General features: G+C 44.3%; 24 protein-coding genes. 1 reads left to right on the top strand and 23 read right to left on the bottom strand.

Features of this window, described 5'->3' with window-relative positions; all coding sequences use genetic code 11:
• Positions 1-195 precede the first annotated feature (195 nt).
• The 23 genes from GT674_RS03665 to cysK form a co-directional block, all read right to left on the bottom strand.
• Complete coding sequence (locus GT674_RS03665; protein WP_161284476.1) at positions 196-2,871, bottom strand: leucine-rich repeat protein; 2,676 nt, start codon at positions 2,869-2,871, stop codon at positions 196-198.
• A 269-nt stretch (positions 2,872-3,140) separates the two neighbouring features.
• On the bottom strand, positions 3,141-3,491 hold the full coding sequence (locus GT674_RS03660; protein ID WP_161284475.1) for a hypothetical protein: 351 nt from the start codon (positions 3,489-3,491) through the stop codon (positions 3,141-3,143).
• A gap of 475 nt (positions 3,492-3,966) precedes the next feature.
• On the bottom strand, positions 3,967-5,658 hold the full coding sequence (locus GT674_RS03655; protein WP_161284474.1) for a sulfate adenylyltransferase subunit 1: 1,692 nt from the start codon (positions 5,656-5,658) through the stop codon (positions 3,967-3,969).
• A complete protein-coding gene (cysD, locus tag GT674_RS03650; protein ID WP_161284473.1) occupies positions 5,659-6,561 on the bottom strand; it encodes a sulfate adenylyltransferase subunit CysD in 903 nt (300 codons plus the stop codon).
• Between the two features lie 15 nt (positions 6,562-6,576).
• Complete coding sequence (locus GT674_RS03645; RefSeq protein ID WP_161284472.1) at positions 6,577-6,888, bottom strand: 4Fe-4S dicluster domain-containing protein; 312 nt, start codon at positions 6,886-6,888, stop codon at positions 6,577-6,579.
• On the bottom strand, positions 6,869-8,563 hold the full coding sequence (locus tag GT674_RS03640; RefSeq protein WP_161284471.1) for an adenylyl-sulfate reductase subunit alpha: 1,695 nt from the start codon (positions 8,561-8,563) through the stop codon (positions 6,869-6,871). The genes GT674_RS03645 and GT674_RS03640 overlap by 20 nt, the downstream gene beginning before the upstream one ends.
• 18 nt (positions 8,564-8,581) lie before the next feature.
• Positions 8,582-9,001: a M67 family metallopeptidase gene (locus tag GT674_RS03635; RefSeq protein WP_161284470.1), complete on the bottom strand. Its 420-nt coding sequence runs from the start codon at positions 8,999-9,001 to the stop codon at positions 8,582-8,584.
• A gap of 440 nt (positions 9,002-9,441) precedes the next feature.
• Entirely contained in the window at positions 9,442-10,248 is an 807-nt protein-coding gene (gene thiF, locus GT674_RS03630; RefSeq protein ID WP_161284469.1) for a thiazole biosynthesis adenylyltransferase ThiF, read from the bottom strand.
• Positions 10,248-10,457 carry a sulfur carrier protein ThiS gene (gene thiS / locus GT674_RS03625; protein ID WP_161284468.1) on the bottom strand — a complete coding sequence of 70 codons (210 nt, stop codon included), beginning with the start codon at positions 10,455-10,457 and terminating at the stop codon, positions 10,248-10,250. Before thiS ends, thiF begins: the two co-directional genes overlap by 1 nt.
• Before the next feature lie 46 nt (positions 10,458-10,503).
• A complete protein-coding gene (locus GT674_RS03620) occupies positions 10,504-10,821 on the bottom strand; it encodes a thioredoxin family protein (protein WP_161284467.1) in 318 nt (105 codons plus the stop codon).
• A 1-nt stretch (position 10,822) separates the two neighbouring features.
• On the bottom strand, positions 10,823-11,071 hold the full coding sequence (locus GT674_RS03615; protein WP_173901735.1) for a sulfurtransferase TusA family protein: 249 nt from the start codon (positions 11,069-11,071) through the stop codon (positions 10,823-10,825).
• The gene (locus tag GT674_RS03610; RefSeq protein ID WP_161284465.1) at positions 11,064-11,927 is read right to left on the bottom strand and encodes a 4Fe-4S binding protein; all 864 of its coding nucleotides are present in this window, start codon (positions 11,925-11,927) and stop codon (positions 11,064-11,066) included. The genes GT674_RS03615 and GT674_RS03610 overlap by 8 nt, the downstream gene beginning before the upstream one ends.
• A gap of 1 nt (position 11,928) precedes the next feature.
• Positions 11,929-13,164 carry an O-acetylhomoserine aminocarboxypropyltransferase/cysteine synthase family protein gene (locus tag GT674_RS03605; protein ID WP_161284464.1) on the bottom strand — a complete coding sequence of 412 codons (1,236 nt, stop codon included), beginning with the start codon at positions 13,162-13,164 and terminating at the stop codon, positions 11,929-11,931.
• A 205-nt stretch (positions 13,165-13,369) separates the two neighbouring features.
• A complete protein-coding gene (locus tag GT674_RS03600; RefSeq protein WP_161284463.1) occupies positions 13,370-13,801 on the bottom strand; it encodes an RrF2 family transcriptional regulator in 432 nt (143 codons plus the stop codon).
• A gap of 60 nt (positions 13,802-13,861) precedes the next feature.
• A complete protein-coding gene (locus GT674_RS03595; protein WP_161284462.1) occupies positions 13,862-14,920 on the bottom strand; it encodes a sulfate/molybdate ABC transporter ATP-binding protein in 1,059 nt (352 codons plus the stop codon).
• Positions 14,920-15,747 carry a sulfate ABC transporter permease subunit CysW gene (gene cysW, locus GT674_RS03590; protein ID WP_161284461.1) on the bottom strand — a complete coding sequence of 276 codons (828 nt, stop codon included), beginning with the start codon at positions 15,745-15,747 and terminating at the stop codon, positions 14,920-14,922. Before cysW ends, GT674_RS03595 begins: the two co-directional genes overlap by 1 nt.
• Positions 15,747-16,583: a sulfate ABC transporter permease subunit CysT gene (gene cysT / locus GT674_RS03585; RefSeq protein ID WP_161284460.1), complete on the bottom strand. Its 837-nt coding sequence runs from the start codon at positions 16,581-16,583 to the stop codon at positions 15,747-15,749. The genes cysW and cysT overlap by 1 nt, the downstream gene beginning before the upstream one ends.
• Before the next feature lie 18 nt (positions 16,584-16,601).
• Positions 16,602-17,624: a sulfate ABC transporter substrate-binding protein gene (locus GT674_RS03580; protein WP_161284459.1), complete on the bottom strand. Its 1,023-nt coding sequence runs from the start codon at positions 17,622-17,624 to the stop codon at positions 16,602-16,604.
• A gap of 186 nt (positions 17,625-17,810) precedes the next feature.
• On the bottom strand, positions 17,811-18,962 hold the full coding sequence (locus GT674_RS03575) for an ATP-binding protein (RefSeq protein WP_161284458.1): 1,152 nt from the start codon (positions 18,960-18,962) through the stop codon (positions 17,811-17,813).
• A 40-nt stretch (positions 18,963-19,002) separates the two neighbouring features.
• Positions 19,003-20,079 carry a LacI family DNA-binding transcriptional regulator gene (locus GT674_RS03570; RefSeq protein ID WP_161284457.1) on the bottom strand — a complete coding sequence of 359 codons (1,077 nt, stop codon included), beginning with the start codon at positions 20,077-20,079 and terminating at the stop codon, positions 19,003-19,005.
• Between the two features lie 110 nt (positions 20,080-20,189).
• On the bottom strand, positions 20,190-20,633 hold the full coding sequence (locus GT674_RS03565; protein ID WP_161284456.1) for an RrF2 family transcriptional regulator: 444 nt from the start codon (positions 20,631-20,633) through the stop codon (positions 20,190-20,192).
• Positions 20,634-21,944 carry an O-acetylhomoserine aminocarboxypropyltransferase/cysteine synthase family protein gene (locus GT674_RS03560; RefSeq protein WP_161284455.1) on the bottom strand — a complete coding sequence of 437 codons (1,311 nt, stop codon included), beginning with the start codon at positions 21,942-21,944 and terminating at the stop codon, positions 20,634-20,636.
• Positions 21,945-22,071: 127 nt separating this feature from the next.
• Positions 22,072-23,004 (bottom strand): cysteine synthase A, encoded by a 933-nt coding sequence (gene cysK, locus GT674_RS03555; RefSeq protein ID WP_161284454.1) that lies wholly within the window; start codon positions 23,002-23,004, stop codon positions 22,072-22,074.
• Positions 23,005-23,188: 184 nt separating this feature from the next.
• On the opposite strand from cysK, the gene GT674_RS03550 reads away from it, so the two are divergent.
• Complete coding sequence (locus GT674_RS03550; protein WP_161284453.1) at positions 23,189-23,983, top strand: sirohydrochlorin cobaltochelatase; 795 nt, start codon at positions 23,189-23,191, stop codon at positions 23,981-23,983.
• Positions 23,984-24,028: the final 45 nt, after the last annotated feature.

The following is a 24,028-nucleotide window of genomic DNA, read 5'->3' as shown; positions in this document are numbered from 1 at the left end:
CTTTGTGTTTCTCCTGTATCTTTTTTTGTAAAAATCTGTCGAATCTGCAAAAGGCACTTACAAAAAAACATACTGTTTTAATGATAGTCGTTTAATCCTGCAATGTCAATGGAATTCACTGGATTTTTAATAATAAAAAAGCGTACCGGATTCTTCCATAAGAAAAAAATCCGGTACCTGTCTCCGTTATAAACATTATTTGATTTTTATTGTGATGGTTCTTGATGTGGCATTGTACTTAGAAGTTGCAGCTGCCTTAATTTTAATCTTTACAGTACCTTTTCTTCGGAATGTGATCTTTCCTTTGGAAGATACCTGGGCAATCTTTTTGTTGCTGGAAACATAGGTGATCTTTCCTGCTGCCTTTGGTCTGATCGTCAGACTTTTGGAAGAATATCTTCTGGTATAGGAAGATGCCACCCCTGAAATCTTCTGAGATGCTTTCGTCACAGTCAGAGTCACTTTTTTGGCTGCCGCATTGCAGTTTCTGGTAGCCGCTGCCTTGACTGTGATGATAGTTTTGCCACAGCCCTTGATCGTAACCTGTCCATTTTTGTTGACTGTTGCAACCTTCGTATTGCTGGAAGAATACGTGAGTTTACCATCACCTTTGGTGCGTTTCACATCCAGCTTAAAAGAATTTGTGGCACCAGTCTTTTTGACTGTATTCGAACCCGTCAGAGTCTGTCCTGACTTGGCAACTGTATACTTCAGAAAAACACTGCCCGTATAATCATTGATTCCGTAAACTTCAATCGTATGCGTCCCCGCATTGCTGTTGTAATCGTATTCCACCTTATAATCTACATTCTGAAGCAGACCATTTGTGCAGGCAACCTGCGGATAGAAATATCCACCCGTCCAAGTATAGGAAGTAGTCTTAAGCGAGAAAGCCTTCGCATCCAATTTAGAAGTAGTGATCTTCTCAAAACGGTTGTTGTTGGAAACCGCATACTTCTGCACAGTAGAATTCTCATACCCACGAAGAGTAAGCTGCGTACCCTTGTTAAAAACATTGTAATTACTGATATCCACATTTTTGGCATGGATCGTAACTTTCGTAAGAGAATCACAGCCCCGGAATGCACCATCACTTATCTTGGTAAGATGACTTCCCATACGGACACTGGTAATACCTTTACAGTCCTGAAATGCATAGCTTCCTATTTTGAGAAGATTATCATTGAAAGAAAGTGTTTTCAGTGAAGCACATTTATAAAACGCTTCATATCCAATAGAATTTAAGTGCTCACCAAAGCTTATACTCTCCAGTGCAGCGTCTCCCGAAAATGCATAATCGCCAATGCTTGTACAGGAATTTCCAATCTTTACAGATGTAAGAGAACTACAGTCACGGAACGCAGAATCCTTGACAGTGCTCACTCTACTCGGAATATTGACCGATGTAAGTGAAACGCACTCGCGAAATGCACTGTAACCAATCGTTACAAGTCTGGAATTCAAAGATACCTTTTTTAACTTAGATGCACCCCTGAACGCAGCTTCTCCGATTTCTGTCACACTGCCCGGGATTGTTACCTCTGTAAGAGAACTACAATTATTGAATGCATAATTTCCAATCGTTGCTACTTTATTTCCGATCGTAAGCTTACTGAGATTCACATTTTCTGCAAATGCATAATTTCCAATTACCGTAGTGCTATTCGGTATGGTAACAGAAGTCAGATTACATTCATTAAACGCATAATTCCCAATACTGGTCACTTTACTTCCAAGAGAAAGTGTCTTTAATGAGATACAGCCTTCAAACGCTTGATTTCCGATTTCACAGCCTCCAGAAATACTTACTTTTTCCAGACCTACACAATTTCTAAATGCATCATATTCGATACTTGTAACAGATGACGGAATCGTCAGAGACTTCAAAGCACCTGCGTTTCTGAAAGCATGATAACCGATGGTTGTTAGTTTGTTTCCCATCGTAAGACTTTCCAGATTAGTACATCCATCAAAAGCGTAGCCTCCAATCTCTTTAAGAGATGCACCCAGTTTCACAGATGTCAGATTCGTTGCACCTGCAAAAGCTTCATAACCAATCGTTGCTACCTTATCCGGTATTGTCAGTTTCCGAAGATTACTGCAATTTGCAAACGCATAATTTTCAATAGTGACCAGGGATGTTCCCAGAGTAAGCTGAGATAAGTTCTGACAATCGCTGAATGCAGCACGTTTAATTATAGAAACTTTATTTCCGATTCGAACACTCTGAAGATTATAGCAGTCTTCAAATGCACGTTCGCCAATGGTTGTCACCTTATTTCCAATTGTGATGGAACGAATATTTTTAAATTCATAGAATGCACAATCTCCAATAGTTGTAATATTATCACTGATCACAACCCTGGAAATATATTCTCTCTGATCACTCCATGGAGTAGAAGAACTGCCCCAGTAATTATACATCGCACCAGATCCACTGAGTGTCAGAGTCGTTCCGTTGATTTTCCATTTGACATTGTCTCCACAGGTTCCGGAAGACGCCCCTACAGCATCCATACTTTCTTCGGAATCTGTAAATTCCTCCTCCGCGGAAATTTCCCCTGATTCCAGTTCAGTCGCTGTCTCATCTGCATCTTCCTCCTGAATCTCTGCCTGTGCATCCTCTGATGCAAAGTCCTCATCCAGAATTTCCGGCTCTTCCGTATCCTCTTCAATTTCCGTGGCAGGATCCTCTGTCTCCGTTTCCTCTGCTTCCATTTCAGAGTTCAGATCTGTTTCTCCCTCCTCTGACCAGGAATCTGTCTCCTCCTGTGTAACAACCGCAGAATCCGTAAAATCCGCAGCCGATGCAGACATTACACTTCCCACACTGAGCGTTGCTGCCAGAGTAATCGTTATCAGCTTTTTCATACCCTTCCTCCTTTTGTATTAGTTAGTCTCAATTGTACTACAAACTCGGCAAAAAAGAAACACTAATACCTGATATCTGATATTTTTTATTTCCCGTTACATTTCCGATATAGCATTTCCCTCTTCCTTTATAAAATACAATAAAATTCGGTGCCGGTATTTTCTGCAATGCTGAGGAATAGAGAGACTTATTATCCACCAGTTTCTGATACTCACCTGCAATATAAAACAAATCCCTCAGGGGGCATATTTGTGTATTAATATCCTTCTTACCAGTATTTTTTCACATAATTACTGGCATCTTCTTCAGATAAGGAAAACTCTTCCATTATATTTTTTACAGAAGCTTCCTGGTCAAGTTTAAATTTCTTGCAGGTTTTAATTGCACCAGCAATCATGCCTTCTGCTTTAAGTCTTTCAGATTCCAGTTCCAGAACTTTACCTCCCATAATATCACCTATTCCTTTCCGGACATCCTCTTCTTTGCGAAAAATGTAGTCCGCAATCTTCACATCTTCCGGGTATGATGTATGAAACACCTCATTAATCAATGGCACGGCCAGATATAGCATCTTCTCGATCATTGTACGGAATACATCATCAAAAATCGTATTATTCATATAACACTCCTTTTTGTACCTACATTATAACATTCTGACGAGTTTTATCAAACACTTAATCTCTTTGAATTCATGTATTTTTATCTTTGGAATCAATGGCAGATATTGCCTGAAAAATTGCTTATTAGAAAATTTAGATTACCGTTTACATTTTATACCATACAATATTTACATTCATATAGCAAGTCCAATTTGGGCAGTTTTTTAATCCGAACTAACGCCAATCACCAAACACTCTCACTATCTTCCCACCACAACAAAAAGAAGCTGACCAGACCCAACATCTAACCAACTTCTTTTTTATCTAACTCTTAATTTATAAGTTTTCTTACTTCACACTTCTCGCTCTGGCGAAACAGCATTTTGCGTGGCCCGGTGGGGAGCGCGAGGGGAGAACGGCCTTCGCAACTTTGAGTGCCCTCCCCTCGCAGGATTTTCTTATTTTTCAAAAGTCGAAGGGTTTCAGGGCAGTACCCTAAATCACCCAGAAATTATCCGTGCAGACAACTTTTCTGTAGGTTTCAAATCTGGACCATTTATTGTGGAGTTCGGAGCGTTCTTCAGCAGAAGCCTCTTCCGATTCCGTAAGGAATTTTTCAAGATCTGCTCTGCTCTTAATAAGCAGTGCCATTCCTCTCTCATCAATGACAGGAAGTCCCATATAACGATAATCCTCGATCTTCTGGATATCCTCCACCTTACCGTCACGGATCAGGACTGCTGCCCCATCGTCAACAGAAAGAATGTCAAAGTATTCCGGATATTTGAAGCTGTCTCCGGCAACCGGCACTGCATCACCGACATGATAGGTTTTCTTGTCGGAACCGGCTTTGGACATCATCGCATTTTCAAGGTTGAAGTAGAATTCTTCAAATACATATCCACCGACTTTGATGTCATCTTTCTGGAAATACGGTTTTTCTCCATCACTTTTTACAGTCTCAAGCACACCGCAGGCGGAAGTCATATGACTTACACGGTCGATCAGGATCATCTCTCCAAGAGTTTTGTGTTTCTTAAATTCATCAAGGACAATCTTCTCTGCCAACTCAATCTCGCACAGTGCGATCTCATTTTTCTCAATAAAATCTGCCTTGATATGCTCCCCTGTATTGACATCGATCTTATATTTAATGCTGCGGATAAATCCGGGGATTTTCTTTGTTCCGAGTTTTACAAGGTATTCTTTTCCAAGAGTCAGTCTGCTGTCATCCATCCAGAGCAGTGTGGCCGTGAAGCTTTTTGCTACGGAGAACTGTGCCTGATCAGTGAGGACACATCCCCGGCTGACATCCACTTCTTTGTCAAGCTGGATGGTAACTGCCTGTCCTGTCACAGCTTCTTCTACAGAAGTACTTCCGTTCAGAAGAGATTTCACAGTTGCAGTTTCATTGCTTGGAAGTGTGGTGATCGTCTGTCCGACTTTGATCTTTCCACTTTCAATCTGGCCCTGGAAACCACGGAATTCATGGTTCGGACGGCAGACTCTCTGCACTGGCATATAGAATCCTGCTTCGCTTTCTGTCTCTGTCACATCTACGGTTTCCAGATGATTAAGAAGTACTTTTCCTGTATACCATGGCATATTTTCAGATCTTACAGTCACGTTGTCACCTTCTGTAGCACTGACCGGAATGATCACTACATCCTGAAGACCAAGGCTTTCGGAAAGTTCATTGATATCTTTGACGATCTCATTGAATCTTTCTTCACTGTAACCCACAAGATCCATCTTATTGACCGCAAATACAAAATGATGGATTCCCATCAGGGCACAGATACGGCTGTGACGTCTTGTCTGTACCAGAACGCCCTGTTTTGCATCGACAAGGATGATCGCAAGCTGTGCAAAAGAAGCACCGACAGCCATATTTCTTGTATATTCCTCGTGTCCCGGTGTATCTGCAACAATGAAGCTTCTCTTGTCCGTTGTAAAATAACGATAGGCAACATCAATGGTGATGCCCTGTTCTCTCTCTGCCATCAGACCATCCAGAAGGAGAGAATAGTCGATCGCACCGCCTCTGGATCCCACCTTACTGTCGAGGATCAGAGCTTTTTCCTGGTCTGCATAAAGCAGCTTGGAATCGTAAAGTATATGTCCGATCAGTGTGGATTTTCCATCGTCTACACTGCCGCAGGTAATAAATTTCAGTAAACCACTCATCTAGAAATACCCCTCTCTCTTTCTCTTTTCCATGCTGGCTGCACCGCCGTCAGAATCAATGATCCGGCTGGTTCTCTCAGATTCCACAGAACTCAATGTCTCGTCAATGATCGCATCGAGAGTATCTGCATCGGAAAGAATGCCTCCGGTCAGCGGATAACAGCCCAGTGTACGGAAACGGACTTTTTTCATTTCCGGTTTCTCGCCGGGTTTCAGCCGCATACGGTCATCATCCACCATGATGATGTTTCCGTCACGGTATACTACCGGACGTTCTTTTGCAAAGTAAAGAGGTACGATCGGAATATTTTCTCTTTGTATGTACTGCCAGATGTCTTTTTCTGTCCAGTTGGAGATTGGAAAGACACGGATGCTCTCGCCTTTGTTGATCTCTGTATTGTAAAGTTTCCACATCTCCGGTCTCTGGTTCTTCGGATCCCAGGCATGGTTTTCATTACGGAAAGAAAAGATTCTCTCCTTAGCACGGCTCTTTTCTTCATCACGGCGGCCGCCTCCAAAGGCTGCGGTAAATCCGTATTTGTTGAGGGCCTGCTTGAGAGCCTGTGTCTTCATGATATCAGTATAAGCGGATCCATTGTCAAAAGGATTGATTCCCTGTCTCACACCGTCCTCATTGATATATTCCAGCATTTCGATTCCAAGTTCTTTGGCCGTCTTGTCACGAAACTCGATCATTTCGCGAAATTTCCAGGTTGTGTTTACATGTAGAAACGGGAAAGGTGGTTTTTCCGGATAAAAGGCCTTCAGTGCGAGATGAAGCATCACTGAGCTGTCTTTTCCGATGGAATAAAGCATAACAGGTTTTTCGCATTCTGCAGCCACTTCCCGGATAATATATATTGCTTCTGCTTCGAGTTCATCTAAATGTGATAATCCGCTCATAGTTCTTCTCCTGTACTAATATTTATTGGAATTTCGCCGGTCAACGCTGATGACCAGCTCACTGCCGTCAGATCTGGTGATGTTCCAGTTAAGAAGATCGCCTTTCTGCGTGACGTTCATGGTTCCGCCCATGCCGCCGATGTCTGCACCAAGATAAAATTCAATGGCTCCTGCTTTACATTCCTTTACACAGGAAACACAGCCCCAGCAGTTTTTTGGATATTTCATGATTGCTTTTTTATCTGTGATCTGAATCAGAGTACCAGGACATACTTCCTGACATTTACCGCAGCCGACGCATCGGTCTTCACGAATTCGTATGCTCATAAGTATCCCCCTTTACCAGACCTCTGAACAGAATATGGATCTTTCCGTCTTCCATTCTGGAATTTACATATTTTTCAAATTTCTGGTCCGTTTCCGGATGATCCAGATTTTCATTAAACGAATGCCATCTGGTTTCTTTTCGGCTTTTAAGATGTTCGATCAGCACCTGACAGACAAGAAGTCTTTCTTTTAATTCATATGCAAAAAGAAGTTCATGCATATCTTCTGCACCGACCTTATCGGCCAGTTCACTTAAGCGTGCGATCTTTTCTTTTGCAAGATTTAACTGCTTTTCATTGAACTGATAATTAACGGCAATTCCGCCTGCATATTCGTCCATGACTTTCTGCATGGCTTCTTCCAGCTCCTCGATCGTGAAGAGACCATTCTGTGCGTTGCGGAGCTTTTCGTAATCTTCAATGATTGTCTGTGCCTGTTTTTCGACCTCGGATGTTTCTTCGCTATGCTTTTCTTTTAACTGTTCGATGATCGCAAGAGAGGCGATCTTGCCCTCTGCCAGAGCACCGGTAACATATTTCTGAGGACATCCCCCTGCCACATCCCCGGCTGCATACAGTCCGTGGATGGTAGTCTCTCTTCGGGTATCTACCCAGAATCCGCTGGCTGTGTGACCGCCTACGATGTACGGCTCTGTTCCCTGGATTTCCACATCCTGCTCCCCTGGCATCTTGCCGCTCTCGATCCATTTAAGGGTCTGACTCGGTGCCATGTTAAGATAGGCTTTGAGAAGATCCTGATCCTGTTCAGCTGTGATGCCAGAAGTTTTAAGATAACACGGACCATGACCAAGCTGATTTTCTCTGACTGTTCCATAAACTCTCTGGCTGGTAGTCAGTCCGTAAATATGTTCATAGACTTCGCCCTTTGCATTCACCTGTTTTGCCTGCACGCCCTGTGCGATGGTTCCTGTTGGAGCTATGGTGTCCTTACATCGGAGTGCAATAAAACGCATCTCAAAGGTTGTCATCTCTGCACCGGAACGAATTCCCATTGCAAATCCGGCTCCTGTATTGAATGGCGGATACCACATCTTATGTCTGGAAAATCCCGGGTTGTTTGGTTTGTAAAGACCGGCAGCCCCGCCTGTTGCGATCAGGACTGCTTTTGCATAGATCACATAGGCTGTTTCTTCCATGATGGAAAAACCGACCGCTCCATAAACTTTTCCGTTTTCTGTGAGAAGATCTGTGATATTCACGTAATTCAGAACGTCTACATTTTCACTCTTATATACGGCATCTGCGAGGAGTGGCTTGAAGTTCTCGCCATTGATCTTAATGTTACGGTTTCCTCTTGCCACGTAATCCCCATTTTCATCCTTGAGAATCACAAGTCCAAGCTTTTCCATATCTGCCGTTACTTCATTAAATTCTTCTGCGGCAGTCTGAAGGAGGTCGTTTCTGACAATTCCTGCCGCATCTTTGGTTGCGTAATCTACATAATCCTGTGGCTTGCGGCCTTTTACAATATAGGCGTTGATTGCGTTGACACCTGCTGCGAGGCAGCCGCTTCGTTTGATGTTTGCTTTTTCTGCGACAAGAACGGAAGCGTCGGAATTTCTGCTGATGGTAAGTGCGGCATAGCAGCCTGCGGTGCCGCCGCCTATAATCAGGACATCTGTATGTATGTGTTTTACCTGTAAGGGTTTGCTCATAGTTTTTTCTTCCTGACTTTATTCTGTAATCTCGATTTCGTGGATCGTGACATTCTTTTCTTTGTCAATCCCGAATGCCTTGAGTATCGGATTTCCCTCTTCCATAAGGGAGAGAATCAGATATTCAATCGTCGGGTCAAATGCCAGCCGCTTGTCTTCTTCGGATGGGCGGGAAGGAGACTCCGGATGGGAATGAAAGTTTCCGATGATCTTGTCTCCATTTGCCCTGGCATCTTTAAGTGCCGCAAGCTGTTCTTTGGGATCCATGGAAAAATGTTCTCTGCTGGCATCGATGTTTGTAAGGAGATAAACCTTCGTGACAGTGATCTCCTCGTCCTCTTTCTTTCCTGCAAGGAGGCCGCAGGATTCGTTGGGAAGACCGGTGATGCAATGCGTCAGGATGGTGTTGTAGTGTGATTTTTTTAAATATAATTTCATAAGAGGGCTCCTCGATATTCTTCTCTGACGTGTGTGAATAAACAGTTCAAACGGGGACACGCTCTCGCTGACTTCGACTGGCAACGGTGCTAAGTGACCACAACACGGTCACTAAGTACCGGCCGTCTCAGATCATCCCCTTATGAATCTGTTTATTCATACACTGTGCATTGAAAATATGTTCGTCGTAAAAGGTCGCGTGGGCTACTGGACTCCGCTCCCGAAACATTGTAATATAACTTTTAGTGCAATTGTTATCTCTGCATATCCACAGTGTGCGGATAAATATTTCGAGAGAAGATGCTCTGAGACGGCCGGTACTTAGGGAGTGTTTTTGCTCCCTTAGTATCCGCTGCCAGTCGAAGGCAGCGAGAGCGTATCTTCGATGAAATATTTGATCTCGCACACGTAATGCTATAACCTACAATCTATAATTCATATTATATATGCATATCGCATTCTGCCTGCTCGTAATCAATCAGTTTGGTGATCGTCGGGTGGTCACCGCATACCGGACATTCATGATTCTTTGGAAGCTTCACCGTACGGAAAGTCATAGTCAGAGCATCATAGGTGAGAAGCCTTCCCGTAAGAAGATCACCTTTTCCGATAATGTACTTGATAGCTTCCATCGCCTGAAGACTTCCAATAACTCCTGCCATGGCTCCGATGACTCCTGCCTGCTTACAGGTCGGTACAGCATCCTTCGGCGGCGGATCCTTGAATACACATCTGTAACACGGTCCCTCTCCCGGAACATAAGTCATCAGCTGTCCTTTGAAACGAATGATCCCCGCATGACAAAACGGTTTTCCTGCCATAACACAGGCATCATTGATCAGAAATTTTGCCGGGAAATTATCTGTTCCGTCGATGATAAAGTCATAATCCTTAATGATATCCATGATATTTTCGGATGTGATGAATTTACGATAAGTATTAACCTTGACATCCGGATTGATCGCCTGCATGGTTTCCTTTGCTGATTTGACTTTAGCTTTGCCAAGATCAGCAGTTGTATGGATGACCTGTCTCTGAAGATTGGAAAGATCAACCTCATCCGCATCTGCAATTCCGATGGTTCCGACACCTGCTGCTGCAAGATACATAGCCACCGGAGCACCAAGTCCGCCTGCACCGATGATCAGCACTTTTGCATTGAGGAGTTTCTTCTGGCCCTTGGCACCAACCTCTTTGAGGATGATGTGGCGGGAATAACGCTCCACCTGTTCGTTTGTAAATGACATTATCTTGCTCCTCCTCCCATGAAATACAGAAACTCGATTTCATCGCCGTCTTTGACTTCTGTGGAATCGAAAGCTCCGCTTTCCACAAATTCATCATTGAGCGTTACTGTAACATACTGTGGAGTTTCCACATCTTCCTTTTCAATCAATTCTTTAACTGTAAGTCCTTCCGGATATTCTTTTTTCTCTCCTGCTACTCTGATAAACATATTTTTTCTCCTTAATAATCAAATTTTATCTTGTATATGTAAATAATCAGACAAATTCTTCAAACAAGGCTTCGATTTCCTCCGGCTCCTTCAGTCCGACTACCTTGCCTTTCTGCTCTCCGTTTACAAAACAGATAACCGTCGGCGCGGACATGACCTTGAATTCTTCTGCCAGTGCCTTATCGTAATTTACATTGACTTTGTAAATATAAATATCATCTTCATTCTCATCCTCGATATCTCCGAGAATACCTGCCATCTGTTTGCATGGGATACAAGTATCCGAATAAAAGTCAACGAGAACCGGCTTATCTGCCTTTAATACCTTTTCTTCAAAATTCTCTGCGTTGATTCTCAGTGCCATATCATTCGTCCTCCACTTTCCGGACGATCAGGGTAAAAGTATCATCCCCATTGTCGTTAAGCTTCAGAATCTGGTGTCCCTCTTCCTTTATGCTTCTCGGTACATTCTGCACCGGCTCGCCGTTATTCATGCGGACTGCAAGGATCTGTCCGTCATCAAGCTCCTCCAGTGCAACCTTTGCCTTAACAAATGTTACCGGACACACAACATCTGTAATATCTATGGTATCATCGATTTTATAATCAGCCATCATAAGCTCCTTTCAGTACTTCGTACAGTTTATCTTCTCCAACCCGGTCAATGGTGAACTTGAATCGCTCACCTGCTTTTGCATGATCTGCAAAGAACTGGATTGCTGCGTCTGTCACACGGAAAAGCTGTTCTTCTGAAGTGATCAGCGGAAGTAATTCCTGTCCCTTACTGATATGATTTCCGAAGGTACCTCCAAAAGATACAAGATATGCCTCCTCTACATCCCAGGCATCTACCGGACAGGATTTTGCACAGCGTCCGCAGTAGTTGCATTTGTCGGTATCGATCACAAGTTTGTCGTCCTTAAAGGAAATTGCTTCCTCTCGACAGGCTTTTTCACAGACACCACAGTGGATACAGGAACCTTCCTTCCATGAAATCTGTGCTGCCCCTTTGATTCCTACGTCATTCTCTTCTGCTTTGAGGCAGTTATTCTGGCATCCTGTCACACCGAACTTGAATTTATGCGGAAGCTCTCTTCCGAAATATCTGTCGTTTAATTTCACTGCGATATCATAGCTGTTGATGTTTCCACTCGGACAGACCGCATTGCCCTGGCAGGCAGTTACTGTTCGTACTCTCGGTCCGCAGACACCCGGTTTGCAGCCGCCTGTGGCAAGGTCTGCTGTTACATCATCAATATCATTTAATTTGATAAACGGGATCTCAACTCCCTGTCTGGAAGTGAGATGTACGTATCCATCTCCGAATTTCTCTGCAACCTCTGCGATCTTCCTGAGATTTTCCGCTGTCAGTGTTCCGCCGACACAGGCAAGACGCAGCGAAAAATTATTCTTCTGTTTCTGACGCATAAAACCGCCTTTTTTTAATGTTGCATAATCTACTTTCGCCATCTTATTCTCCTTCTATCACTCGTCTGAAATCTTCTTTCAGGTCTTCTATATCTTCAATTCCCACGCTGATCCGGATCATATCGTCGTACACACCGGAAAGTTCTTTTTCTTCATCGGAAAGGTGTGCCGCAATAGTACTTGACGGATGAATCACCAGCGTCTTGGTATCTCCGATGTTGGATACCAGCCAGGGAAGTTTCAATTCATTTAAAATATGAAAAGCTCTTTCCTTACTTCCTGTTCTTAAGGTTATGATCGCTCCAAATCCACCGTGAAACTGTTTCGCCGCAATTTCATGATAAGGATGTTCCTTAAGACCCGGATAGGAAACCGTGATTTCATGTCCCAGTCCCTGAAGGAACTCTGCCAGTTCCATGGCATTGCTGCAGTGACGCTGCATTCGAAGTCCCAGGGTTTCAAGTCCCAGGTTATTGAGAAAAGCATTCTGCGGTGCAAGACAGGCTCCCATGCTTCGAAACAGTCCATTTCGCAGCTTTGCAAGATAGGCAAATGGACCAAATTTCTTAAACTCTGCCATTCCCGGAAATTTCTCCGGATCCCACCGAAACTTGCCTCCGCTTACCAGGATACCACTGATCGCATCACTGCTTCCATTTATGTATTTGGATGAGGAATGAATCACAACATCTGCTCCAAGCTTCAGTGGATTAATGAGATACGGTGTTGCGACCGTATTGTCTACCAGAAACGGAAGTCCTCTCTTATGTGCGATCGCTGCCACTCCCTCAATGTCTGTGACATCCAGCTTTGGATTACCGATCGTCTCTGCAAAAACAACTCTGGTCTCAGGTCTTATTGCTGCTTCAAAAGCCTCCGGGGTATTCTCCTGTACATAGGAGGTCGTAATCCCATATGCCTTAAGCTCATCCAGAAGCTCTACCGTCCCACCGTAAAGTCCTGCTGCCGCCACGACATGATCACCATTTTTAAGAATGTTCATCATTGCCATGGACAGTGCTGCCATTCCGGAGGAACACGCCACGCTTCCAATTCCACCTTCCAGTTTCGTCATCCGCTTCTCAAAAGATTCGATCGTAGGATTATTGATTCTTGTGTAAGAATATCCTGCACATTTATTGGCAAAAATCTTCTCCAATTCCTCTGCCGTATCATGACGGAATGCACTGGACTGGTAGATCGGTACCTGTGTCGCGCCGTGAGGATTACTGTCCTCGCTCCCATGAAGCAAAGTTGTATTAAAACCGTATTCTTTCATTCCTGTGCTCCTTTGTTTTCTTTGGCTGTTTTGATGGTATTACTATATACCTATAAACATACCATGTCAATAGGGTTTATAGGTTTTTTCTATTTTTTTCCATTTTTTATCATAGAAAAGGCAGCAGAACACATCTTTTTCTGCTTTGATATGTTCTGCCGCCTCATTCTTCGGAAGTGTCACAAGGATTCCCCGCAACAAACTGTCAGATCACATAATCTCCCATGTCGTCATTCTGTTCCATAAGATCCTCCAGTGTGATCCCGTCGAAATATTCATTGATCAGCTTATAAAATCCCTCCCACATCTGAAGTGTCCTGCAGGAAGAAGCTCGCTCACACTGGTTCGGATGGTCATCCAGACAGGCAACCGGTGCCATGGAACCCTCCGTGATCCTTAAGATGCTTCCAATCGTGTACTCAGAAGGTGCCTTGGCAAGACGATACCCCCCGCCCTTACCTCTGAGTGCCTTGACAAATTTCTGTTTACTTAATACGGAAACAATAGATTCCAGATATTTCTCTGAAATTTCCTGTCTCTTTGCAATGTCCATTAATGGAATATATTCCCCTGTGTTATGCTCTGCAAGATCCAGAAGAACTCGAATCGCATAGCGTCCTCTTGTTGAAATTTTCATGTAAATCCCTCCATATACCTATTATACTACAAGGTTATAGGGATTTCAAGCACTATCCTGTCAGATTACCAGATAATCTTCTCTTATAGAACTGTTCTCCAGTGCATAAACCTTGTTTTCTTTGATGGCAAAAAGCCTCTGTACAAACACATCCACCTTTTCTCCCTGGTGTACCAGAGGCTCATCCAGGCCTCTTTTGGCGCTTAAGGTGATATCTCCCACTTTCAGGCCCAGTTCAAAATAACTGCCGCGAAATGCCACTCTCTCGACTTCTGCCTCTGAAGCGGAACTCTTGTATTTCTGCACCTCATTCTTCCGGGTCACCTTGACAAACTCCGGACGAACGATCGCATAATCTGCTCCCGGAATATTTTCAAAATACCGGAACTTCTGATAATCTTTTACAATGGCTGCCTGTCCAAAGAAAGAGGCACTGAATGCAGTTTCCGGACTCTGGTATACTTCGACCGGACTTCCCTTCTGCTCAATATGTCCCTTGTTTGTAATGATAATCTCGTCTGCCACTTCAATTGCCTCATCCTGGTCATGCGTCACAAAGATACTGGTGATCCCCAGTTTTTCGATCATGTCCTTGAGCCAGGTACGCAGTTCCTGCCGGATCTTGGCATCGATCGCTGCAAACGGCTCATCCAGAAGAAGGAGCTGTGGATTCGGTGCCAGCGCCCTTGCAAAAGCAACCCTCTGTCTCTGTCCGCCGGAGAGCTGACTCGGATATCTTTTTTCCAGTCCTCTAAGCCCGATCAGTTCGATCAGCTCCATGACTCTGCTTTTGATATATTTTTTATCCGCTTTCTGCACCTTCAGCCCAAAGGCAATGTTATCATATACTGTCATATAGCGGAACAGAGCATAGCTTTGAAATACAAATCCAATACCTCTCTCACTGGCAGGAATATTGTTGACAACCTTACCGTCAATAATGATCTCCCCGCTGTCCGGCTGCTCCAGTCCCGCGATCATGCGCAGGATTGTTGTCTTACCACTTCCGCTCGGTCCCAGAAGTCCGATCAGTTTCCCCTTCTCGATTCCAAAGGAAACATGGTCAGACGCTTTATAATCTCCAAAAGTTTTGTTAATATCCTTTAATTCAACGTACATCAGGCTTTGCCCTCCTCTTTTTTGCCTCTGTGCTCCATTACGCTTCGAATGATCAGAAGAATCACTGCCATGATCACCAGGATCGAAGATACCGCAAATGCCGGCACATACTGAAATTCATTAAACAAAATCTCCACATGAAGCGGCAGTGTATTGGTCAGCCCCCGGAGATGTCCTGACAAAACCGATACTGCTCCGAATTCCCCCATGGCTCTGGCTGTACATAATACGATCCCGTACAGAAGAGCCCATCTGATATGTGGAAAAGTGATTTTTGAAAAAATTGTCCATCCTTTTGCACCCATCAGTGCAGCTGCCTCTTCCTCATCCGTTCCGATTGCTTCCAGTACTGGAAGAAGTTCCCGAAAAACAAACGGAAAAGTAACAAATATGGTGGCAAGAACAATTCCCGGAACTGCAAAAACAATCTGAATATCCGCTTTTTGCAGATAAGGATAGAGAATACTCTGCTTTCCAAAGATCAGAAGATAAATAAGACCTGCAATGATCGGTGACACCGTGACCGGGACATCGATCAGAGTCGTGAGCAGTTTTTTCCCTTTGAACTGAAACCTTGTGACTACCCACGCGGCACACAGACCGAGGATTGTATTGCACAGAACTGCGATCACCGTTGCTTTTAAGGTGAGCATCAGTGCAGCGATCGTGTAGGAATCTGTCACTGCCTCTATATAGACCTCCCAGCCTTTTTTTAAGGCTTCTGTCACAACGACAAATAAGGGAAGTACCAGCATCACAAAAAGAAATAAGACACTGATTCCGATCAGAAGATATTTTACGATTCGTGATTCGCTCCTGTTTTCCATCAGACATTTCCTCCTCTCAGTCTTTTTGAATTACGTGCCTGCATCAGATTCATCAGAAACAGAATAAGAAACGATACAAGCAGCATGACAAGCGCGATCGAGGTTGCACTTTTGTAGTCAAATTCCTGAAGTTCTGACATGATGATCAGTGGTGTTATCTCTGTCTCATAAGGTCTGTTTCCGGCAATAAATACAACGCTTCCATATTCTCCGAGGCATCGGCCGAACGCCAGCCCTGTACCGGTCAGAAGCGGCGGGAGGAGTTCCGGAAGAATGACTCTTCGAAAAATAAGTCCCTGTTTTGCTCCCATGACTTTTGCAGCTTCCTCGTAAGAACCGTCCAGTTTTTCAAGAACCGGCTGCACTGCCCTTGCAACAAAAGGAATTCCCACAAAGATCAGTGCAAAGGTAATTCCCAGTTTTGTATAGGCAATTTTGATCCCGAACTTCGCGAAAAAGCTTCCGATTAGCCCCTGATCTGCTGTCAGTGAAGTCAGCGAAATACCCGCAACTGCCGTCGGCAGTGCAAACGGAAGTTCGATCATGCCATCCATGATCCGCTTGCCCGGAAATTCATAACGCACCAGCACCCAGGCAAGGATCAGTCCCATGACGGCATTGACAAGGGATGCACCCAGTGCGGTAATAAAACTGACATAAAAGCTGGAAAGCACTCTTTTTCTCGTAATGACTTCAAAAAACTCCCCAAGACCAAGCTGTGAAGAATACACGACAAGCGATGCCAGTGGGATCAGTACCACTATACTGAGCATAGTGATCGTCACACCCATTGTCAGTCCAAATCCCGGGATCACTCTTTTTTTACCTTTTTTCATAATCTCTCACCTCGTCTTCTAGTTTCCGTAAATCTGATCAAAGATTCCACCGTCTGCAAAATGTTTTTCCTGCACTTCCTGCCAGCCGCCAAAATCATCGATTGTTTTTAACTCCATCGTAAGATCAAACACATCACTGTATTCTTCCAGAATTTTCTGATCTACCGGACGATAATAGTTATCTGCCGCGATCCTCTGCGCATCATCAGAATACAGATAGTTCAGATATTCCTTTGAGATATCTGCCGTACCGCGGTTCTCTGCCACCTCATCGACCACCGTCACAGACGGCTGTGCCAGCACGCTGATACTTGGATTAATGATTTCAAACTTATCCGGATCATCCTGCACTGAAAGAAAAGCTTCGTTTTCCCAGGCAATCAATACATCTCCCTGTCCATTCTCTACAAAGGAAGTGGTTGCACTTCTTGCGCCGGAATCCAGAACCAGTACATTCTGATATAACTTCTTTATGAATTCTTCCATCCTGTCTTCCTGGCCATTATATTTCTCATCCGCATAAGCCCAGGCTGCCAGATAGTTCCATCTTGCACCTCCGGAGGTCTTTGGGTTCGGTGTGATCACATCGACATCATCTCTGACAAGATCATCCCAGTCCTGAATATCTTTGGGATTTCCTTTTCGTACCAGAAATACAATTGTAGAGGTATAAGGAGCACTATCATCCGGCAGTTCCTCTTTCCAGCCTTCATCGATCATTCCTGCATTCTCGATCGCATCAACATCATATTCCAGTGCCAGTGTCACCACATCTGCCTGCAGGCCGTTGATCACTTCCAGAGCCTGCTTGCCGGAACCACCATGGGACTGGATCACATCTACATCCTGTCCTGTTTTTTCTTTCCAGTGTTCCTGAAAAATTTTGTTGTAGGATTCATACAATTCCCTCGTCGGATCATAGGAAACATTCACAATATGAAGATCTGATCTGGCTCCCGCATCATAGGAACAGACACCTGCGAATGCTGCGATACCAAGTACTGCTGCCAGACAGCTTTTTCCAAATTTCTTTTTCGTCATCTCTGTCACTCCCTGTTGTGTTCTGTGTTAATGGCATTATATACCAACAAACATACTTTTTAAATATGTTTTTTAGAAAACGTTTTCTCGTACTTTTAAAGATACAAAAAGAGCCTCTTCCTATAGTTCTCCCTCCCGACAATTCTTCAGGAAAATCTATATCAGAGACTCTTTCTGTTTCAGTTTTTATTTCTGTTCATCATAGGTATCCAGGAAATTATGTCTCACTCCATCCTGTTTATAGCCAATGACCGTGTTCAGATTGACATTCTCCACGCTCCGGAAAATGTTATATTCGATCACAGGATCTTTCTGTGCAAGTTCATGAATGAGTTCCTTGATCTCTGCCCGCTTGGAACCTTTCTCTGTGCCGCCGCAGGATGCACAGTGCTCGGTAAAACGGCACGCGCACTGGATAAAGTGAAGATCATTATAGTTTGCCCAGTGAATGATGTCCGCCTCGCGGATCAGATACAGTGGACGGATCAGTTCCATCCCCTCAAAATTGGTGCTGTGAAGCTTCGGCATCATAGTCTGAACCTGTGCACCGTAAAGCATTCCCATAAGGATTGTTTCAATAACATCATCGTAATGATGACCCAGTGCGATCTTGTTGCAGCCCAGCTCCTTCGCCTTACTGTAGAGGTATCCTCTTCTCATACGGGCACAGAGATAGCATGGTGACTGTTCTTCCGATGCAACGATGTTAAAAATATCCGATTCAAAGACGGTGATCGGCACATTCAGGATTCTGGCATTATCCCTGATCGTCTGATAGTTGATCTCATTGTAACCAGGATTCATTACCAGAAAGACAACTTCGAAGTTTTTCTTTCCGTGACGTGAAAGCTCCTGGAACAGCTTCGCCATCAGCATGGAATCCTTACCGCCTGAAATACAGACCGCGATCTTGTCACCGTCCTTAACCAGTTCATATTCACGGATTGCTTTGGTAAATCTCCTCCAGATCGGCTTCCGGAATTTCTTGATGATGCTGCGCTCGATATCTCTGGTACGTTGTTCTGCCTCATCATGATCCGACATCAGTTTACTGAGTTTGATGCGAAGCCATGCACGGTAGCCGTTTTTGATGCTGTAAATCTCGTACCCCTGCTCTGTCAGCTCTTCTGCGATCTCATCGCTCTTCTGACCGGTATAACAGATCAGATATACTGGACAGTCCTTACGGATCTCATCCATATGTTCTTCAAATTCTTCCCAGTAGATATTGATGGCACCCGGATAAGTCTCCTTGTCAAAATCCGCTCTGTCACGGATATCAATGATCTGTTTTTCTCTTGTATCTTCCTGTAATTCTTCGATTGTTCTAATACACATACTGTTCTTCCTTAACCAAAAATTTCTTGTTCCTGGTCTCTTATATACAGTAATCACTCCATGTACTCTCAGAAACATGGGAGCAGCTGTTCCGGATCATCAGATGTCCTGACAGTTCCATACGGACAACTCCACTGTGCCCGCCCTTCATACGGTCCAGCAGAAGATGAAGTGCAAATTTGCCCATTTCTGCTCTTGGAAGTCCTACGGTAGTCAGCATCGGTTTCGTATACTGTGCCTCCTCAATATCATCACTCGCTATGATCGATGGTGTGAAATAAAGGTTCCGGCAGCGTCCCAGATATTTCAGCATTCCGACAGCCGTAATATCATTGGCACAGTAGATACCGGTCGGACAGTCATCCGATCTGAGAAGCTTTTCCATGGCTTCAAAGCCTTCTTTCTCCGTCTGATCTGTCTCGACAACATAGTCCGGGACAACATCCAGATCATATTTCTTAAGGGTGTCAAGATACCCCATATATCGTTCTTCATTTCGACAGCTGCCGACATATCCGATGTTTTTGTGACCAAGCGAAATGAGATGTTCCAGTGCCATGGAGGCAATCTTTCTGCCATCGCAGAGCACTTCATCCACCTCATAATTGGTAGAATTTCGGTTGACAGATACTATGCTGCGATATTTCTGATTTAATTTTTTAAGAGCCAGAGGATTACACCGACCGATCACGATCAGTCCATCCTGTTTTCCTTCTGTCTCAGTATACATTCCCTGGATGATCTGGTCAAGATTTTCCCTGCGGCATTTTCGGTCATCCGAAAAAAGCGGCATATACCACACTTTTGAGAGAATACAGTTATGTTCATGGATCTCACTCTCCACCACGCGGAGAAGTTCTGTAAAGAAAGGATCCGTCCTGGACTCATCCGTTCTTGTCATCAGTACATTGATATACCAGATCCGGCTGTCTCTGGACTGTTTTCCTTTCTTTAAGTTTCTCGCCGCCTCATTGGGGACGTAATCCATTTTCATGGCAATCGCCCAGACCTTTTCTCGAAGACCGGGAATGGAGCATTTATAATCCGGTCGGTTTAATATTCTGGAGACAGTAGAGATCGATACTCCCGCCTGTTCTGCAATTTTTTTAATAGACATGGGTATTCCTTCTGACATAGTCATCTTTCTGAAATCAGAAACCGGAGACCAGGACATTGCCTGAAATCTCCGGTTTCTTTCTTATTGTTCGCTCTGTGAACAATTCTGTTTCAGATATAGTACATTTCCTGTTTTTCATAATGATCGGCATAATATCCGCTCATCTGTTCCAAAGTCAGATTTGACAGAATCTGATCGAGTTCCTGGTTGACGGTATCCACCACCAGCTTCTGAATCGTATCCGAGATTCCTTTATAGCTGTTTTCCGCCACGACATCCTCATCTTCAAGATGGTAGTTTCCCTCCAGGGCCTCCACCACGGATGCAACCGTGATCTCGTCAGCAGTCTTCGCCAGATGATAGCCTCCCTGGGAGCCTTTGACACTCTTTACAATGCCGGTTCTTCGAAACGAGGCAAATATGTGTTCCAGAAACTGAAGAGAAATATCATTTCTTTCAGCTATGCTTTTCAGAGATATCGGTGTGTCGGACGGCTGTGCAGCCAGATCCATCAGTGCAGTGAGACCATATCTGGTTTTTTTACAAAATTTCAATTACTGGATTGCCTTAAAAGCTTCATCCAGATCCTGAATGATATCATCGATATTTTCCGTTCCAATAGAAAGACGGATCGTGTTCGGTTTGATACCCTGATCCAGAAGCTCTTCTTCTGTGCACTGGCTGTGGGTGGTGGTTGCCGGATGGATAACCAGTGATTTAACATCTGCTACGTTTGCAAGCAGAGAAAACAGTTCCAGATTATCAATGAAGTCTTTGGCTGTCTGTGCATCTCCCTTGATCTCAAAGGTAAAGATAGAGCCGCCGCCATTCGGGAAATATTTCTTGTACAGAGCTTTCTGGCTCTCATCGTCTGTCACGGACGGATGATGTACTTTCTCCACCTGAGGATGATTATTCAGATACTGAACAACCTTGAGTGCGTTTTCTACATGACGTTCTACACGAAGAGACAGTGTTTCCAGTCCCTGAAGGAAAATAAAGGAACTTACCGGAGAGATTGTTGCACCGGTATCACGGAGAAGGATCGCACGGATCTTTGTAACAAAAGCAGCCGAACCGCAGGCTTTTGTGAAGCTGATTCCATGATAGCTCGGGTTTGGCTCTGTCAGAGACGGGAATTTACCGGAAGCCTCCCAGTCAAATTTACCGCCTTCAATGATCACACCACCGATCGTAGTTCCATGACCGCCGATAAATTTTGTCGCAGAATGAACCACGATATCTGCACCATATTCGATCGGTCTTACAAGGTAAGGTGTTGCAAAGGTATTATCTACAACAAGCGGGATCTGATGTCTGTGAGCGATCTCAGCGCACGCTTCAACATCAACAACATCTGAATTCGGGTTGCCAAGAGTCTCAATGTAAAGGGCCTTGGTGTTATCCTGGATCGCATTCTCTACCTCTTCAAGATTAAAGATATCTACAAATGTTGTTGTGATTCCATATGCCGGAAGAGTATGCTCCAGAAGGTTTGTTGTTCCACCGTAAATGTTCTTCGCTGCTACAATGTGATCTCCCTGCTGTGCAAGATTCTCAATTGTATAAGTAATTGCTGCGGCACCGGAAGCAACTGCCAGAGCTGCTGTACCGCCCTCCAGTGCTGCGATTCTCTTTTCAAACACATCCTCTGTCGGATTGGTCAGACGGCCATAGATATTACCTGCATCTGCCAGTCCGAAACGAGCTGCTGCATGATCACAGTTGCGGAATACGTAGGAAGATGTCTGGTAGATTGGAACTGCTCTTGCATCAGTAACCGGATCCGGCTGTTCCTGTCCTACATGAAGCTGAAGTGTTTCGAATTTAAACTTTCTGTTCTCTCTTGTAATTTTTTCACTCATAATCTGATCCTCTTTTCTGTGTTTTTGATTTTCTGTTGCTATATTATGTACCACGGAGTGTTCCAAACTCAAAAGCCCTATCGTGCAAGCACGAACGTCTTTTGCAGTTTTTAATCCTGGTGTTCCTTTATTCTGTAAATAATGCGGTGGAATAATATCTGTCAGCAGTATCAGGAAGCAGTGCTACGATGGTCTTTCCCTTATTCTCAGGACGCTTTGCAAGTTCGATCGCCGCATACAGGGCTGCTCCTGAGGAGATACCTACGAGAACTCCTTCTTTCTTTGCAAGAAGCTTCGCTGTTGTAAAGCATACATCATTATCGATCGGCATGATCTCGTCATAAATCTGTGTATTTAAGACTTCCGGAACAAATCCTGCTCCGATACCCTGGATCTTATGCGGACCGCCTTTTCCCTCGGAAAGTACCGGGGAAGTTGCCGGCTCTACTGCCACGATCTTAATATCCGGGTTCTGTTCTTTCAGATACTCACCGGTTCCTGTAAGAGTTCCGCCTGTGCCGACACCGGCTACAAAGATATCTACCTTTCCGTCTGTGTCATTCCAGATCTCAGGACCTGTAGTTGCTTTGTGTGCAGCCGGGTTTGCAGGGTTTACAAACTGTCCCGGAATATAGCTGTTCGGAATCTCCTTTGCAAGCTCATCTGCTTTGGCGATAGCACCTTTCATTCCCTTGGCTCCTTCTGTCAGAACCAGTTCTGCACCGTATGCCTTAAGAATGTTTCTACGTTCAATACTCATGGTCTCCGGCATGGTAAGGATGATTCGATATCCCTTCGCTGCTGCGATGGAGGCAAGGCCGATACCTGTATTTCCGGAGGTCGGCTCAATGATGACAGATCCTTCCTTGAGAATTCCCCTTGCCTCAGCATCCTCGATCATTGCTTTGGCAATTCTGTCCTTGACACTTCCGGCCGGATTGAAGTATTCCAGTTTCACAAGAACCGTCGCCTCCAGTCCAAGTTCCTTCTCTACATTGGTAATCTCTACCAGTGGAGTATTTCCGATCAGTCCCACTGTTCCTTTATAAATGTTTGACATGGTGTTTACCGCCTTTCTTTATATGATGTATTCCTGTTTTATTAACATACCTCTTTGATATGTTTAGTATGTTATTACTTTTCCGTAAAAAAGTCAATAGCTTTCTGGAAAAAAATTGAACTTTTTGGGGGGCTATAGTATAATCTGAACATACGCGAAAAATATAAAATAGGAGAACATTTTTATGAATCAGCAGACAGACAGGGCAGTTCTGGTCGTGAGCTTCGGCACCAGCTATGAATCCTCCCGGAAAGCCACCATCGAAAAGATCGAGCAGGACATCACGGATGCTTTTAAGGATCGACGGATCTACCGGGCATGGACCAGTAAGTTTATCATCTCTCTTCTTATGAAACGAGATAAGCTTCACATTCCGACCGTAAAAGAAGCCATGGAGCAGATGATCGCAGACGGCATCCAGGAAGTGACCATCCAGCCGACACATATTCTGGATGGCATAGAGAATAATATTATGAAGGAAGAAGTTCTGTCTTATAAAGGAAATTTTGATAAGATCGACTTTGGCACTCCTCTCCTCGCCTGTCCCGAAGATGAAGTCCAGGCGATCGAGGCTGTGGTTTCCGAATTTCCGGAGCTTAAGGAGACAGAAGCTCTGGTGCTTATGGGACACGGAACCACTCATCAGATCAATTCTGTCTATGCCGGACTTGATGAGAAGTTTAAATCCACCGGACACAAGAATATTTTTATCGGCACTGTTGAGGCAGATCCTACCATCCAGGATCTTGTCCGGAAGGTAACTGCATTTCATCCTTCCAGAATCTATGTTACACCATTTATGATCGTTGCCGGTGATCATGCACACAATGATATGGCCGGTGATTCTCCGGATTCCTGGGTCTGTCAGTTTGAGACCGCCGGATTTGAAGTCTGTCCTGTATTGAAGGGACTGGGTGAATATCAGGGAATTCGTGATATATTTGTAAGGCATGCACGAGAGGCGGCTTTGTTGCCGTAAATAGGGAGGACTGCGAATTTTATTCACAGTCCTTTTTATTTTTTA

Origin of the sequence: Blautia sp. BIOML-A1 (assembly GCF_009883055.1) — a bacterium.
Lineage (GTDB): Bacteria > Bacillota > Clostridia > Lachnospirales > Lachnospiraceae > Blautia_A.
This window is presented reverse-complemented; position numbering and strand designations above follow the sequence as displayed.